The 14757-nt window shown below is 74.0% G+C and carries 15 protein-coding genes and 2 riboswitches; of the genes, 8 read left to right on the top strand and 7 right to left on the bottom strand.

What is annotated here, in order from left to right; translation table 11 throughout:
- The 3 genes from OG556_RS36835 to OG556_RS36825 all read right to left on the bottom strand — a co-directional run bounded on the left by OG556_RS36835 (position 1) and on the right by OG556_RS36825 (position 2108).
- A complete protein-coding gene (locus tag OG556_RS36835) occupies positions 1–534 on the bottom strand; it encodes a MarR family winged helix-turn-helix transcriptional regulator (protein WP_371523103.1) in 534 nt (177 codons plus the stop codon).
- 195 nt (positions 535–729) lie between these two features.
- Positions 730–1677, bottom strand: coding sequence for a M48 family metalloprotease (locus OG556_RS36830; RefSeq protein ID WP_331744239.1), 948 nt, complete (start codon positions 1675–1677; stop codon positions 730–732).
- Positions 1668–2108, bottom strand: a complete 441-nt coding sequence (locus OG556_RS36825; protein ID WP_331744236.1) for a BlaI/MecI/CopY family transcriptional regulator — start codon at positions 2106–2108, stop codon at positions 1668–1670. Before OG556_RS36825 ends, OG556_RS36830 begins: the two co-directional genes overlap by 10 nt.
- A gap of 250 nt (positions 2109–2358) precedes the next feature.
- A riboswitch (cobalamin riboswitch) is annotated at positions 2359–2550 on the top strand.
- 215 nt (positions 2551–2765) lie between these two features.
- Here OG556_RS36825 and OG556_RS36820 point away from each other — a divergent pair.
- From OG556_RS36820 to OG556_RS36800, 5 genes are read left to right on the top strand one after another with little or no spacing between them, the layout of a single operon-like run.
- Complete coding sequence (locus tag OG556_RS36820) at positions 2766–4265, top strand: CoA-acylating methylmalonate-semialdehyde dehydrogenase (RefSeq protein WP_331744233.1); 1500 nt, start codon at positions 2766–2768, stop codon at positions 4263–4265.
- A 7-nt stretch (positions 4266–4272) separates the two neighbouring features.
- Positions 4273–5412 carry an acyl-CoA dehydrogenase family protein gene (locus OG556_RS36815; RefSeq protein WP_331744230.1) on the top strand — a complete coding sequence of 380 codons (1140 nt, stop codon included), beginning with the start codon at positions 4273–4275 and terminating at the stop codon, positions 5410–5412.
- Positions 5412–6485 (top strand): enoyl-CoA hydratase/isomerase family protein, encoded by a 1074-nt coding sequence (locus OG556_RS36810; RefSeq protein ID WP_331744227.1) that lies wholly within the window; start codon positions 5412–5414, stop codon positions 6483–6485. Before OG556_RS36815 ends, OG556_RS36810 begins: the two co-directional genes overlap by 1 nt.
- Positions 6482–7372 carry a 3-hydroxyisobutyrate dehydrogenase gene (mmsB, locus tag OG556_RS36805; protein ID WP_331744224.1) on the top strand — a complete coding sequence of 297 codons (891 nt, stop codon included), beginning with the start codon at positions 6482–6484 and terminating at the stop codon, positions 7370–7372. The genes OG556_RS36810 and mmsB overlap by 4 nt, the downstream gene beginning before the upstream one ends.
- Positions 7369–8145, top strand: coding sequence for an enoyl-CoA hydratase (locus tag OG556_RS36800; protein ID WP_331744221.1), 777 nt, complete (start codon positions 7369–7371; stop codon positions 8143–8145). The genes mmsB and OG556_RS36800 overlap by 4 nt, the downstream gene beginning before the upstream one ends.
- Positions 8146–8191: 46 nt before the next feature.
- On the opposite strand, the gene cobF is transcribed toward OG556_RS36800, so the two are convergent.
- The 3 genes from cobF to OG556_RS36785 form a co-directional block, all read right to left on the bottom strand.
- Positions 8192–8950 (bottom strand): precorrin-6A synthase (deacetylating), encoded by a 759-nt coding sequence (gene cobF / locus OG556_RS36795; protein WP_331745419.1) that lies wholly within the window; start codon positions 8948–8950, stop codon positions 8192–8194.
- A 98-nt stretch (positions 8951–9048) separates the two neighbouring features.
- The gene (locus OG556_RS36790; protein ID WP_331744217.1) at positions 9049–9975 is read right to left on the bottom strand and encodes an NmrA family NAD(P)-binding protein; all 927 of its coding nucleotides are present in this window, start codon (positions 9973–9975) and stop codon (positions 9049–9051) included.
- The gene (locus tag OG556_RS36785; RefSeq protein ID WP_331744214.1) at positions 9972–10796 is read right to left on the bottom strand and encodes a polysaccharide deacetylase family protein; all 825 of its coding nucleotides are present in this window, start codon (positions 10794–10796) and stop codon (positions 9972–9974) included. Before OG556_RS36785 ends, OG556_RS36790 begins: the two co-directional genes overlap by 4 nt.
- A gap of 112 nt (positions 10797–10908) precedes the next feature.
- On the opposite strand from OG556_RS36785, the gene OG556_RS36780 reads away from it, so the two are divergent.
- The 3 genes from OG556_RS36780 to OG556_RS36770 all read left to right on the top strand — a co-directional run bounded on the left by OG556_RS36780 (position 10909) and on the right by OG556_RS36770 (position 13178).
- On the top strand, positions 10909–11268 hold the full coding sequence (locus tag OG556_RS36780) for a helix-turn-helix domain-containing protein (RefSeq protein WP_331744211.1): 360 nt from the start codon (positions 10909–10911) through the stop codon (positions 11266–11268).
- 105 nt (positions 11269–11373) lie between these two features.
- Positions 11374–11495: riboswitch (cobalamin riboswitch) on the top strand.
- Positions 11496–11594: 99 nt separating this feature from the next.
- The gene (locus OG556_RS36775; RefSeq protein WP_331744209.1) at positions 11595–12668 is read left to right on the top strand and encodes a peptidase; all 1074 of its coding nucleotides are present in this window, start codon (positions 11595–11597) and stop codon (positions 12666–12668) included.
- A 30-nt stretch (positions 12669–12698) separates the two neighbouring features.
- Positions 12699–13178 carry a flagellar hook-length control protein FliK gene (locus OG556_RS36770; RefSeq protein ID WP_331744207.1) on the top strand — a complete coding sequence of 160 codons (480 nt, stop codon included), beginning with the start codon at positions 12699–12701 and terminating at the stop codon, positions 13176–13178.
- Positions 13179–13296: 118 nt separating this feature from the next.
- Here the strand turns inward: OG556_RS36770 and OG556_RS36765 are convergent, their stop codons facing one another.
- Complete coding sequence (locus OG556_RS36765) at positions 13297–14661, bottom strand: hypothetical protein (RefSeq protein WP_331745417.1); 1365 nt, start codon at positions 14659–14661, stop codon at positions 13297–13299.
- Between the last annotated feature and the right edge of the window lie 96 nt (positions 14662–14757).

Below are 14757 nucleotides of genomic sequence, written 5' to 3'. Positions count from 1 at the left end.
CTACTCGGCGACCCACCGCCGGCGCTGTCCGCCGGTGAGCACCCAGCCGGGGCCCGGCCGCGAGGGTGCGCGGCGTCCCGCGCCGCGGGCGGCCGCCGTGCACACCCGCCGCAGCAGGGAGTTGAGTTCGGCGCGCTGGCCCTTCGTCAACGAGGCGAGCAGGTCGCCCTGGACGGCGGACGCGTCGTCGTGCAGGACGTCCAGCGCCGCCTGCCCGGCCGGGGTGATCGTCAGCACCTCCTGCCGCCCGCCGATCTGGACGACCATGGAGTGCACCAGGCCTGCGGACAGGAGGTCGTCCAGGGCCTGGGCGGAGTCGGTCCCGGTTGCGGCGGCGGCGGCGTGCTCGGTGAGGTCGCGGCGCCCGTGCGGCCCCAACTGGGCGAGTGCGGACAGCATCGCCTGATGGGCCGGGCCCATTCCCCTCGCGTCGAGCCGGTCGGCCAGCAGCCGGTCGACCGCCCGGCCGGCCGTCGACAGGAGGTAGACGGTCTGTTCGAAGGGGCTCGTCGAGCCCGTCCTCCCGTCGTACACACCAGGTCCCATCGTCCGGTGGCCGCCGTGTTCTCGGTCCGGGGCCATGCTGGCGGCACCCGCGCGGGGACGCCGAGCCCGCGGGCCGGAGTGGACGCGGCCGCTGATCGCCGGAGGGCGGCAGCGCCAAGGCCCGCACGGGTCAGCCGAGCCTCACCATACCCGGACCCGCACGGTTGGTCTACATCGATGTCGTCAAACCGTGCCGTGATCCCTCAGGGCCCGGGCCGCGTACTCGACGTACTCGTGCAGCCCGTACGCCAAGGCCGCGCCGAGCAGGGCCGCGACCGTGACGGCGGCGACCAGGGCGACGGCGGCGTGCGCCCTGCGGCCGGTCGGGCGGGCGAGTTCGGGGCCCAGGAGGGCCCGGACGCGCTGGGGCACGGGGCCGGTGTTCACGGACAGCAGGGGCCCGGCGCCCCGGCGGGCGGGCGGTGATCCGGCCAGGGCCGCCCGGGCGATGGCGGTCGCGGCGGTGCGCCGGTCGGCGACCGCGGCGGCGGCCTGCTCGTCGGCCCAGCGTTCCAGGTGGTAGTCGAGGTCGGCCCGCAGCCGGGCCAGCGCCGGGTGCACGGCGGCGGAGAGGTCGGCGGCGGCGGACAGCAGGTGGTGGCGCCCGCGCAGGTGGGCGCGCTCGTGGGCGAGGAGCACCGCGCGCTCCTCCGGCCCCAGCGCGCGCAGCATGCCGGTCGAGACGACGACGCGGCCGGGGCGCCCCCGGTGGCCGGGCAGGGCGAAGGCCTCGGCCTCCTCGCCCGCGACCACGAGCAGGTCGCCGTCGCTCGTCGCATCGGCCGTCAGGCCCCAGGCGCGGGCGAGGAGCACGCGGTGCCCGCGCCAGCGCAGCGTCAGCCGTACGGCCTGGACGGCCAGCGCGGCCCCGGCGGCGCAGGACACCGGCACCACGGCCGGCCACCGGGCGACGACGCCGGACAGCGGCAGGTGCTCCAGGCCCGCCAGGAACGGGACGTGGAACAGTCCGACGAGTGCCGCGACGGTGCCGCCCGCCAGCAGGACGGCCGCGCCCGTGAGCGCGAGCGAGGCCTCGCGCGGAGGGAGCAGCAGGGCCAGGCGGCGTGCGGCGGGCGCCGCGGCCCAGGGGAGCAGCAGGGCCAGGGCGACGACCGCCAGGATCAGGCCCATGCGTCGTCCTCGCGCTCGGGCCTGCCGGAGTCCGCTGCGGTCGCGGTCGCGGCCCCGGCCTCGGTCTGGGCTTCGAGGAGCAGGCTGCGCAGGACGTCCTCGTCGTCCTCGGACAGGGAGGAGACGAACCGCTTCAGCACGAGGTCCCGCTGGGGTTCCTTCTCCAACTCCCGGCGCATGCGCCCGGCCGCCAGTCCGGCGGCGTCCTCCACCGGGGCGTAGGCGAAGGACCGCGCGGGGCGGCTGCGGACCAGGGTGCCCTTCTCGTGCAGGCGGGTGAGGATCGTCGCCACGGTGGTGCGGGCCAGCCCGTGGTCCAGCGCCTCCTTGACCTGCTGGGCGGTCAGCGGCTCGCCGGCCGCCCACAGCACCGCCAGCACGTCCGCGACCAGCTCCCCGTGCGGACGCCTGGCGTCCCGACCGTCCCTCACATCGTTCTCCCTGTCCCGACACTCCCGGCAGGCACACCCCCGGTGCCGACGGCGGTCGGCGGCCGAGGCCCGCCCGCGCCGGTATGGCGAAGATGGGCTCGACCTGTGTTGCTTAGGTGTGCCTCAGCTAACTTTACGGGCTCGTGGCGCCGCGCTGCCGGGTGCCTGATCGCGGGCACCGCCCGGTCGCGTGGTGCTCGGTGAGGCGGGAACCCGATGGCGCAACGCGCGTGCGGGCCTCTGGACTTACTAGGACGTCCAACTATATGGTCGAGGGCAGGTCCGCGGTGTCAGGGAAGCCGGTGTGAGTCCGGCACGGTCCCGCCACTGTGACCGGGGAGTTCGTCCTCGCAGACGAAGGCCACTGGCAGCCAGCCGGGAAGGCCTGGGGGCGTGCGGTGATCCGGGAGTCAGGATACCGGCCGCGGGTGTTCCGTGTTTTCCACGAGGATGGAGACGACACGCATGACTCCGGGCTGCTCCCGCTCCACTGCTGCTCCTGGTCGTCCCGTGCCCACGGCCGCCGGGGCGTCCACGCCCTGATGTTCCGTGCTGCCGCCGTACGCCCGTGCCGAGGGGCGCACCACCGTGTGCCCGCCGACGGGCGGCGGCCTCCGATCCTCCTCCTCTCCCCACCCTGTCGAGAGAAGGAACCCGATGGTCCGAGAACTGACCCACTTCGTCGCCGGCAAGCCCACCGCCGGCACCTCCGGTCGCTTCGGCGACGTGTACGACCCCAACACCGGCCGGGTGCAGGCCCGGGTGCCGCTGGCGAGCCGGGCCGAGGTCGAGGCGGTGATCGCCGACGCCGCGCAGGCCCAGCCCGCGTGGGCCGCGTGGAACCCGCAGCGGCGGGCCCGCGTCCTGCTGCGCTTCCTCCGACTCGTCGAGCAGGAGAAGGACGAGCTGGCCCGGCTGCTGTCCGCCGAGCACGGCAAGACCGTGGCCGATGCCCACGGCGACATCCAACGCGGCCTGGAGGTCGTGGAGTTCGCCGCCGGCATCCCGCACCTGCTGAAGGGCGAGTTCAGCGACAACGCGGGCACCGGCATCGACGTGTACTCGATGCGCCAGCCGCTCGGCGTGGTCGCCGGCATCACGCCGTTCAACTTCCCGGCGATGATCCCGCTCTGGAAGGCCGCACCCGCCCTGGCCTGCGGCAACGCCTTCGTCCTCAAGCCCTCGGAGCGCGACCCCTCGGTGCCGCTGCGCCTGGCCGAACTGTTCCTGGAGGCCGGGCTGCCGCCGGGCGTGCTGAACGTCGTCAACGGCGGCAAGGAGGCCGTGGACACCCTGCTGGAGGACCCGCGGGTGCAGGCGGTCGGGTTCGTCGGCTCCACGCCGATCGCCCAGTACGTCTACGCCACCGCCGCCGCGCACGGGAAGCGGGCGCAGTGCTTCGGCGGCGCCAAGAACCACCTGGTCGTGATGCCGGACGCCGACCTCGACCAGGCCGCGGACGCCCTGATCGGCGCCGGCTACGGCTCGGCCGGCGAGCGCTGCATGGCGATCTCGGTGGCCGTCCCGGTGGGGGAGGAGACCGCCGACGCCCTGGTGGCCAAACTGGTCGAGCGGATCGCCGCGTTGAAGGTCGGGCGCTCGGACGACCCGGCGGCGGACTTCGGCCCGCTGGTCGGCGCCGACGCGCTGGAGCGGGTCCGCGGCTACCTGGACCTCGGGGTCGAGGAGGGCGCCGAACTCGTGGTCGACGGGCGGGACTTCCGGCTGGAGGGCCACGAGGGCGGCTACTTCCTCGGCGCCTCGCTGTTCGACCGGGTGACTCCCGACATGCGGATCTACCGGGAGGAGATCTTCGGCCCCGTCCTGACCGTGCTCCGCGCCGCCGACTACGAGGAGGCGCTGCGCCTGCCCAGCGAGCACGAGTTCGGCAACGGCGTGGCCATCTACACCCGGGACGGCGACACGGCCCGGGACTTCGCCCGCCGGGTGAACACCGGCATGGTCGGCGTCAACGTGCCGATCCCCGTGCCGGTCGCGTACCACACCTTCGGCGGCTGGAAGCGCTCCGGCTTCGGCGACCTCAACCAGCACGGGCCGGACTCGATCCGCTTCTACACCCGCACCCGCACCGTCACCTCGCGCTGGCCCTCCGGGGTCAAGGAGGGCGCGAGCTTCACCATCCCGACGATGGGCTGAGGACGCCGTGCACGACCTCACAGAGGACCAGCTCGCCATCGCGGCGACCACCCGGGCCTTCGCCCGCGAACACCTGGCGCCGAACGCGGTCGCGTGGGACCAGGCCAAGCACTTCCCGGTGGACGTGCTGCGCAAGGCGGCGGACGTCGGCCTGGCCGGTGTCTACGTCCGCGAGGAGTCCGGCGGCTCCGGACTCAGCCGCGCCGACGGCGTGCTCGTGTTCGAGGCGCTGGCCACCGGCTGCCCGTCCATCGCCGCCTACCTGTCCATCCACAACATGGTCGCCTGGATGATCGACCGCTACGGCGGCGACGCCCAGCGCGCCCGGTGGCTGCCGGGCCTCAGCGCCATGGCGACCCCCGCCAGCTACTGCCTCACCGAGCCCGGCGCGGGCTCGGACGCGGCGGCGCTGACCACCCGTGCCCGCCGGGACGGGGACCACTGGGTCCTCGACGGCGTCAAGCAGTTCATCTCGGGCGCCGGCGTCTCCCAGGTCTACCTGGTGATGGCCCGCACCGGCGGGCCGGGGGCCGGCGGGGTGTCCGCGTTCGTCGTCGAACGCGACGACCCCGGCGTCTCGTTCGGGCCCGACGAGAAGAAGATGGGCTGGAACGCCCAGCCCACCCGCCAGGTGCGGCTGGACGGCGTCCGGCTCCCGGCCGACCGCCTCCTCGGAGCCGAGGGCGAGGGCTTCCGGATCGCCATGAACGGGCTGAACGGCGGCCGGCTCGGCATCGCCGCCTGCTCCCTCGGCGGAGCGCAGGAGGCCCTGGAGCGGGCCACCGGCTACCTGGCGGACCGCGAGGCGTTCGGCGCCCGGCTGCTGCACGCCCAGGCGCTGCAGTTCCGGCTCGCCGACATGGCCACCGAGCTGGAGGCGGCCAGGTCGCTGCTCTGGCGGGCCGCCTCGGCCCTGGACCGGGGGGACCCGAAGGCGCCGCAGCTGTGCGCGATGGCCAAGCGGCACGCCACCGACACCGGCTTCGAGGTGGCCAACCAGGCGCTCCAACTGCACGGCGGCTACGGCTATCTGGCCGAGTACGGCATCGAGAAGATCGTCCGCGACCTGCGGGTGCACCAGATCCTGGAAGGAACCAACGAGATCATGCGCGTCATCGTCGCCCGCGGCCTGACCGGGGCCGCGTGATGGCCGGGAACGACCTCGACGAGGTCCTGGTCCACCGCGAGGGCCGGGCCGGCCTGATCGTCCTCAACCGCCCCGCGGCCCTGAACGCCCTCACCCACGCCATGGTGCGGAGGATCTCCGACGCCCTGGACGCGTGGGAGGAGGACGAGCGGGTCCACACCGTGGTCATCACCGGCGCCGGTGAGCGGGCCTTCTGCGCCGGCGGCGACATCGTCGCCATCCACCGCGCCGCCACCGGCGCGGACCCGGGCGCGGTGGAGGAGTTCTGGCGCGACGAGTACCGCCTCAACGCCCGCATCGCCCGCTACCCCAAGCCCTACGTCGCGCTCATGAGCGGCATCGTGATGGGCGGCGGCGTCGGGGTCTCCGCCCACGGCAGCGTCCGGATCGTCACCGAGACCACGCGCGTCGCCATGCCCGAGGCCGGCATCGGCTTCGTCCCCGACGTCGGCGGCACCTACCTGCTCGCCCTCGCGCCCGGCGAGTTGGGCACCCACCTGGCCCTGACCGCCGGTTCCGTCGACGCCGGTGACGCGCTGCTCTGCGGCCTCGCCGACCACTTCGCCCCGGCCGAGCGGCTGCCCGCGCTGCTGGACGACCTGGCCGAACTCCCCGTGCACGACGCCCTCGAACGGAACGTCGGGCCCGTACCGGCCGGCGTGCTGGACGGCCGGCGGCCCTGGATCGACCACTGCTACGGGGCCGACACCGTGGAGGAGATCCTCGACCGCCTGCGGGACAGCGGCGAACCGGAGGCCAAGAAGGCCGCGGACCGGATCGCCGCCAACTCGCCGGCCGCCGTGAAGGCCACCCTGGCGGCGCTGCGCCGGGCCCGCTCCCTCGGCCCGCTGGAGGCCGTCCTGGACCAGGAGTACCGGACCTCCTGCGCGGCGCTCGCCACGCCGGACCTGGCCGAGGGGATCCGCGCCCAGGTCATCGACAAGGACCGCTCCCCGCGGTGGAACCCGTCGACGCTGAGCGCCGTCGGGCCCGCCGCGGTGGCCCGCTACTTCGCCCCGCTCGGCGACCGGGAACTCGGCCTGGCCCCCACCACACCCCTGGAGCGCTGGTGACCCACCGCATCGGATTCGTCGGACTCGGCAACATGGGCGGCCCGATGGCCGCCAACCTCGCCGAGGCCGGGCACACCGTGACCGGCTACGACCTGGCACCCGAGGCGCTGCGGCGGGCGGAGCAGGGCGGCGTCCGTCCGGCGCGGTCCGCGGCCGAGGCGGTGCGGGAGGCCGACGTCGTCATCAGCATGCTGCCGGCCGGCCGGCACGTGCTGGCCGCCTACGCCGACCTGCTCCCCGCCGCCCGCCCGGGAACGCTCTTCGTCGACTGCTCCACGATCGACGTCGCGGACGCCCGGGCGGCGCACGGCCTGGCCGTGGACGCCGGGCACCGGGCGGTGGACGCGCCGGTCTCCGGCGGGGTCATCGGTGCCACGGCCGCCAGCCTCACCTTCATGGTCGGAGCCGCCGAGCCGGACTTCGAGGCGGCCCGACCGGTGCTGGAGGCGATGGGCCGCAAGGTCGTGCACTGCGGATCCCCCGGAGCGGGGCAGGCCGCGAAGATCTGCAACAACATGATCCTGGGCATCTCGATGATCGCGGTCAGCGAGGCCTTCGTGCTCGGGGAGAGCCTCGGGCTCAGCCACCAGGCCCTCTACGACGTCGCCTCGACCGCCTCCGGCCAGTGTTGGGCGCTCACCACCAACTGCCCCGTCCCCGGGCCGGTGCCCACCAGCCCGGCCAACCGCGACTACGCGGCCGGGTTCGCCGCCGCCCTGATGGCCAAGGATCTCGGCCTCGCCGCCGGGGCCGCCGACGCCGCCGGCCTGCCCACGGACCTCGGACGCAGGGCGGCACAGCTGTACGCGGACTTCGCGCAGGCCGACGGCGGCGCCGGCCTGGACTTCTCGGCGATCATCACCACCCTGAGGGAGGACGGCAAGTGACCGGCTACGAGACGATCCTGGTCGAGCGCAAGGGCCGGGTGGGGCTGATCACGCTCGACCGGCCCAAGGCGCTCAACGCGCTCAACACCCTGCTGATGAACGAAGTCGTGCAGGCGGCAACCGAGTTCGACCGGGATCAGGAGATCGGCGCGCTGGTGATCACCGGCTCGGAGAAGGCCTTCGCGGCCGGCGCCGACATCAAGGAGATGCAGTCGCTCGACTTCGTCGACGCCTACCTCGGCGACTGGTTCGCCGCCTGGGACCGCTTCGCCGCGCTGCGCAAGCCCGTGGTCGCGGCGGTGGCGGGCTACGCGCTGGGCGGCGGCTGCGAGCTGGCGATGCTGTGCGACATCCTCCTGGCGGCGGACACCGCGAAGTTCGGGCAGCCGGAGATCAAGCTCGGCGTGATCCCGGGCATCGGCGGCTCGCAGCGGCTGACCCGGGCGGTCGGCAAGGCGAAGGCGATGGAACTGTGCCTGACCGGCCGGATGATGGGCGCCGAGGAGGCCGAGCGGGCCGGCCTGGTCTCCCGCATCGTCCCGGCCGACCAACTGCCGGCCGAGGCCCTGACGGTGGCCGAGACGATCGCGGCGATGTCCACCCCGGCGGCGGTCATGCTCAAGGAGAGCGTCAACCGCTCGTACGAGACCACGCTCGCCGAGGGCGTGCGTTTCGAACGGCGCCTGTTCCACGCCACGTTCGCGACGGCGGACCAGAAGGAGGGCATGGCGGCGTTCGCCGAGAAGCGCCCGCCGGAGTTCCGCAACCGCTGACAGCCCGCCCGGTGCGCCGCCCCTCGTCCGGGGCGGCGCACGCCGGTCAGCTCCCGGAGCGTCGCAGCAGGTAGGTGTCCATGATCCAGCCCTTGCGCTCGCGGGCCGACTCGCGCAGCTCGCGGATCCGCGGGGCGACGTCGGCGAGCGGGCCGGCGACGAGGATCTCGTCGGGGGTGCCGAGGTAGGCGCCGTAGTGGATCTCCAGCCCCTCGGGGTCGATCCCGGCGAAGGCGGCCCGGCCGTCGAGCATCACCACGACGTCGTCCACACCCTCGGGGAAGCCCTCGGCCAGCCGGCGGCCGGTGGTGATCTGCACGGGGCGGCCCACCCGGGTCAGCGTGGTGCGGTGGCGGGCGGCGAGTGCGGAGACGCTGCTGATGCCCGGGATCACCTCGTAGTCGAATGCGACGGCGCCGCGGGCCCGTACGTCCTCCACCACGGCGATGACGCTGTCGTAGAGGCTCGGATCCCCCCACACCAGGAACGCGCCCGTCTCGCCCTCACCGAGGTGCTCGACGGTCAACCGCTCGACCAGATCGGAGCGGCGGACGCGCCAGTCGTCCACGGCGGCGGCGTACGCGGGGGTGGTCCGGTCCCGCTCCGCGTCCGGCACCTCCACCACGCGGTGCCCGGGCCGCCCGTGCTCGGTCAGCATCCGGTGCCGTAGCTGGATCAGGTCCTGCCGTTCCTCGTTCTTGCCGAGGATGAAGAAGACATCCGTGCGGGCGAGTGCCTTGACCGCCTGCAGAGTGAGGTGGTCGGGGTCGCCCGCGCCGATGCCGATGACGAGAATGCTCCGCATGTTGCGCATGTTCCGCGTGTTCCGCATGGGAGGAATTCTGCCGTCCAGGACACCCTGATCACGCCGGCAGGGATGGCGCACCGGGCAGGTCCTCCTGGTCATCCCGTCCATCCGGTGTGGTGCAGCCAGTCCTCGAAGGTCATCACGTCGGGGTGCAGGCGGCGCAGGAGGTCGATGTCCCGGTCTCGGGCGTAGAGGTCACGGTCGGCGAAGAACCGGAACATCGCCGCGTAGTCGTGGCTTAAGCCGGGGGCGGCGGTGCGCAGGTCGTCGTGCGGCATCGGGACGTAGGTGCTGGGGGTGCCCGTGACCTGGGCGAAGGTGGCGGCGATCTCGTCGCCGGTGAGGCTGTCGCCGATCACCGCGAGGTCGCGGGCGCCCCAGGACTGCCAGTTGTCGAACATGTGGCAGACGAACCAGGCGATGTCGTCGAGGGCGACGAGCGGGTAGTGGGCGGCACCGAGGGGGAGCCTGAAGACCAGGCCGCCCCTGCCGTCCGGCCGGGGGGAGAGCCGGTCCCGCAGGTTCTCGAAGTACGGCGCCGTGGTCAGCACCGAGACGTGGTCCGTGTACCAGCCGTCGGTCTCCTTGCGGAGCATCTCCTCCGACCGCATCAGGCCGATGTGGGCGGCGACGGCGGCCTTGCTGTCGAAATGCGGGACGGGGTGGCCGGTCAGGGACACCGCGCTGTCCAACGAGGACCAGATGAAGCGCTCCACGCCGGCCCGCTCGGCGGCGGCCAGCAAGTGCAGCCCCTGCCGGTACTCACCCACCGCGCTGCCCGTCGCGAAGAAGTCGGTGTTGGCGAACACGTGGTTCGCCTGCCCGATCAGGACCTCGAGCGCCGCCGGGTCGGAGCGGACCAGTCGCACGCGGTCGGGCGCGGTGACGGCGAGTCCGGTGGCGCGGGCGGACTCCGGGTGGCGGGTGGGGACGGTGACGGTGGCGTCGGTGGCGGCCAGCAGGCGGCGGACCACATGGCTGCCCATGGCCCCGGTGCCGCCGATGACGAGGACGTGGGTCATGGCGTTCCTCCCTGGCGTGTCAGGACGTGTTCGGCCAGCTGGGCGTGGGTGGCGACCCAGACGTCGCCGGACTCGCGGATGTGGTCGAGGATCTGGCCGACCATGCCCGCGAGGAGCGGTCGGCCTCCGACGTGGGCGTGGATGGTCAGGTGGAAGACGCCCGGGCCGGGGGCGGCGAGCAGCTGGTTCAGCAGCTCACGGTGAAGGTCGCGGTAGGCGTACGGGCCGGCCGCGGCGTCGCGGACGTCGGAGTGGTCGCTGTGCATGAGGGAGACCAGAGGACCGTGAACGGTGGACAGGACCTGCGGGAGGTCGTGGTCGCCGTGGTCGCCGGTCCAGCGGTAGCCGGCCTCGGCGAGCAGGTCGACCGTGTGCCGCGAACCGGTGGCGCGCGGGCTCATCCACCCCGTCGGGCGAACACCGGTGACCCGGTGAAGGATTTCGGTGCAGCGACGGACGTTGGCCCGCTCGGTATCGACGTCGAGCAGCGCGGGCACCACGTCCTGGGCCCAGGAGTGTGCGGCGATCTCGTGACCCGCCTCGTGCACGGCCTCGACGGTCTCGGGGTGCCGCTCGGCCACCAGTCCACTGACGCCGACGGTGGCGGGTAGGTCACCCAGGACGTCGAGCAGCCGCCGGATGCCGGTGGTGACGCCGTAGTCCGCCCAGGAGGTGCTGTGCGTGTCGTCGATGCCGGACAGCGGCCACGCCGCGGCCATCGGCGCGTAGGCGGGCCAGTGCCCTGGTGACCACAGCTCCAGTGCGACGGTGACCAGCGCGACGACCTTCCGTCCGCCCGGCCATTCGGTCTCTGCCCTCATGCGGTTCCCCTGCTCCCCTGATCGATGGCTCGATGGCTCGATGGCTTCCGCAGTGGACGCTAGTGAGGCGGTAGGTACCTCCGGGTTCCTGGCGGCGGGCTACCGTCGGGTCATGCATGAGTACTCCGGCAGTGTCTTCCTCGCCGACTGCCCGGCTCGGCTGGCGATCGAGATCATCGCCGACAAGTGGGCGGTGGCCGTGCTGTTCGCGTTGAGCCGGGAACCGTGCAGACACGGCCAGCTGGTCGACCTGATCGGCGGAATCTCGCGGAAGGTGCTGACCCAGACGCTGCGCCGGTTGCAGGGGTACGGCCTGATCGACCGCCACGCCGGGACCGGGAAGGTCGAGTACGCGCTGACGGACCTGGGCCGGACGCTGGTGAAGCCGATCGCCGTGCTGACTCAGTGGGCTCACGAGTACGGCGCGGCCGTGGTGGAATTCCAGGAGTCCCAAGCGGGCCGGGTGCACTGACGGTGTCTCGGTCGGGAGGAGCGCGTCGCGAAGCCGGGTGCGGACCACCGTGATGTGACGCACGAACCCTTGACCGGATCTTTTCCGTATCGCCATGATGGGCCGTCATGTTGTGACTCCGCCGCTGGGGGAAGTCCGGTCCGAATCCGGCGCTGACCCGCAACGGTAGGCCGCCGACTCCACGTCGGTGGCGAGCCCGAGTACCCGGCGGCGGAGGTGTGTCGTCCCCTCCTCCCGTCGTGGTCTGCGGGCCGGAGCTCCGAGGGCTGCCCGGCTTGTCGCCGCCGTCCTCCGGGCCCCTGCGTGCGGGCCCGGAAAGGCCCACCGTGTCCTCGTTCCGACGCCCCCTGCGCCTCCTCGCGATACCCGCGCTCGCCCTCGCCACCGTCCTCCCGGCGGCCGCTGCCGCCCACGCCGCGCCTGCCGCCGCGACCTCGTCCTCGACGATCCGCCCCGACGCGGCCGCAGGCGGCTGGCTCGCCCGTCAGCTCGTCGACGGCGACCACTTCGAGTCCGTCTTCAACGGGACGGCCTACCCCGACCAGGGCCTGACCATCGACGCCGTACTGGCCTTCGCCGCCTCGCGCAGCTCCGACCAGGCCGCCGCGAAGGCCACCGCCTGGCTGGCCAAGCCCGAGATCATCAGCGGCTACCTCGGCGACGGCACCACCGAGGCCTACGCCGGGGCGACCGCCAAGCTGCTGCTCGCCGTGGAGGTGCGCGGCGGGAACCCGACGGCCTTCGGCGGCGTCGACCTGCCGGCCCGGCTGCGCTCGCTCCAGACCGCCGAGGGCCGGTTCTCCGACCGCTCGCAGTGGGGCGACTACAGCAACGCCTTCGGCCAGTCCCTGGCCCTGATCGCCCTGCACCGCACGACCGGTGGCGCCCCGGCCGCAGCCGTCGACTTCCTCGCCAACAGCCAGTGCGCGGACGGCGGTTACCCGGTCTCCTTCGGCCAGGCCGCCTGCACCAGCGACCCGGACGCCACCGCGCTCGCCGCCCAGGCCCTCGCCGCCACCGGCCGCACCGCCAAGGCCGACGCCGGGCTCGGCTGGCTGACCGCCCACCAGAACGCCGACGGCGGCTTCTCGGCCGCCGGGGCCGCCGCGTCCAACGCCAACACCACCGGCCTCGCCACGCAGGCGCTGCTGGCCGGCGGACGCTTCGTGGCCGGCCTCAAGGGCTGGAGCAGCCTGGTCAAGCTCCAGCAGGGCTGCGCCACCGACCCGGCGGTGCGCGGGGCGGTCGCCTACGACGCGACCGGCTTCAACGCGGGCACCGGCGCCCGGGCCACCGCGCAGGCCGTCCTCGGCCTGGCCGGCACCCCGTTGGCCACCCTCTCCGCCGCCGGTGCCCGCCCGGACGCGCCCGTGCCGGCCTGCCCGGCGACCACCCGCTGACCACCCGCTGACCCCGCGAGGAGAGCTCCGATGACCGACACCCCGGCGCCCGCGCGCCCGGCCCGCCGCACCCTCGGCTCGATCGCCGCCGCCGCTGCCCTCACCGCCGGCCTGCTCGGCGTCTCCGCCGTCCAGGCCCCGAAGGCGCAGGCCGCCGCCTGCGACGGCACCACCGGCGTCACCGTCGTGGTCGACTTCACCGCCGTCGGCGGCGGCATCCAGACCGGCTGCGCACCCGGCGACCCGGCCAGCGGCCTGGCCGCGCTGACCGGCGCCGGGTTCGCGTACACCTTCCACCCGCGCTACCCGGGCTTCGTCTGCACCATCAACGCCCTGCCGACGACCTGCACCAACCCCACCGGCAGCGCCTACTGGTCGTACTGGCACGCCCAGCACGGCGGCCCCTGGTCGTACAGCAACCTCGGCGCGGGCAGCTACAACCCGGCACCCGGCGACGTCGAGGGTTGGTCCTTCGGCGCCGGCGCCCAGCCGGGCGTCACCGCGCCCTGACCTCCGGCGACCCCCCCGGTGCCCCGGCCCCTCCGGAAGGGGGGCCGGGGCACCGGCGCTTCAGGCTTCGGACGGTGCGGACGCCGCTCGGGACGGGGTGTTCGAGCAGGACCCCGGATCAGTTGCCGTAGCGGAGCGAGACGGTGTCGCCGAGGTGGACGGTGGTGGCCCGGGTGGCGGTGGTGGCGGTGGTGCCGTCCAGGCTGACCTGCCAGGTGGCGGAGCCGCTGTTGGTGGTGCCGTTGATCGCGGTGACGGTGCCGGTGCCGGAGGACGGGGTGACGGCGGTGACGCAGCCGGCGGGGGTCGCGGATCCGGCGGCGTCGAGGACGTCGCCGAGGGTCGCGGTGGTGGCGGTCGGGGTGAGGGTGACGGCGCAGACCTTGGGCGCGCCGGTGCCGTCGTCGATGACCAGCGCGAGCTTGGCGGCGGTGCCGGGGACGAAGGCGCTGGTGGCGGCCCAGGCGGGCTCGCCGGCGGTGGTCGGGGTCGGCGGGGTGGCGGTGAAGCCGGCGCCGGCGACGGCGCGCAGGCCGTCGACGGAGGCGTAGGGGGAGGGGGTGGTGTCGGTGGGCAGGTACTTGAAGCCGCCGCCGGGCTTGAACTGCTGGGCGATCAGGAAGTCGACGGGGCTCTTGCCGGTGCCGCTGGTGAAGTCGGCGCCCTGGGGGTTGACGCCGCAGGCGTTGAGGCCGGAGACGGCCCAGCCGTTGGAGTCGGTGTTGACGCCGAACATGGCGCTGAAGGCGCCGGAGGCCGTGAGCTTGCCCTTGAGGAAGTTCTTGGCGGCGACGATCGCCGGGTCGGTGGCGGGGACGCCCCCGGTGCAGAGCGAGGCCATGGCGGCGCCGGTCATGTCGATGTCGCTGCCCTGGGCGAGGGCGTTCGGGTCGCCCGCGGCCTTGCTGAAGTTCCAGCCGCCGTCGTTGTGCTGGTTGGCGCGCACCGCCGTGACGGAGGCGTCGAGCAGCGGCTGCGGGACGCGAGGACCGCCGGCCTGGGTCCTCGCACCCGCGAGGGCGAGGAGGCCGAAGACGGTGCCGTTGAAGTTGGCGGAGGGGCCGTAGTAGCCGGGTTCGGCGGTCTGCCAGTAGGCGGCGAGGTCGGCGACGAGGTTGCGGCCCGGGCCGACCCGGGCGGGGTCGATGCCGGCGGCGTAGGCGTTGAGGATGCCGCGCTCGTAGTCCGTGACGACCGGCGAGGCGCTCGGCCAGCCCGGGGCGGCGAGTTGGCCGCGGTACACCAGGCGGGCGTTCTTGGTGGGGTCGCCGCCGGGGGTGACGTCCGTGGCGGCCGTGCCGGCGGCCGCGAGTGCGCTGAACGCCCACTCGTTGGAGAGCCCGCCACCGGTGACGTAGCTGCCGTCGGCGGCCTGGAGCGACTTCAGGTAGGTGACGCCGGTGCTCTTCGAGGTGGCTATCTGGGTCGGGCTGGCCGTCGCGTGGGCGGGGACGGCGGAGAGCAGGAGCGCGCCGGCCGTCAGGGCGACGGTGGCGGCGGAGGCGGCGCGGGCAGGGGTGGTCCGCGAGGGGGTGGTCCGCGAGGGGGCGAGGAGGGACACGGGACAGGCTCCTTGGGG

It is taken from the genome of Kitasatospora sp. NBC_01300 (genome assembly GCF_041435235.1).
Taxonomy (GTDB): Bacteria; Actinomycetota; Actinomycetes; order Streptomycetales; family Streptomycetaceae; genus Kitasatospora.
This window is presented reverse-complemented; position numbering and strand designations above follow the sequence as displayed.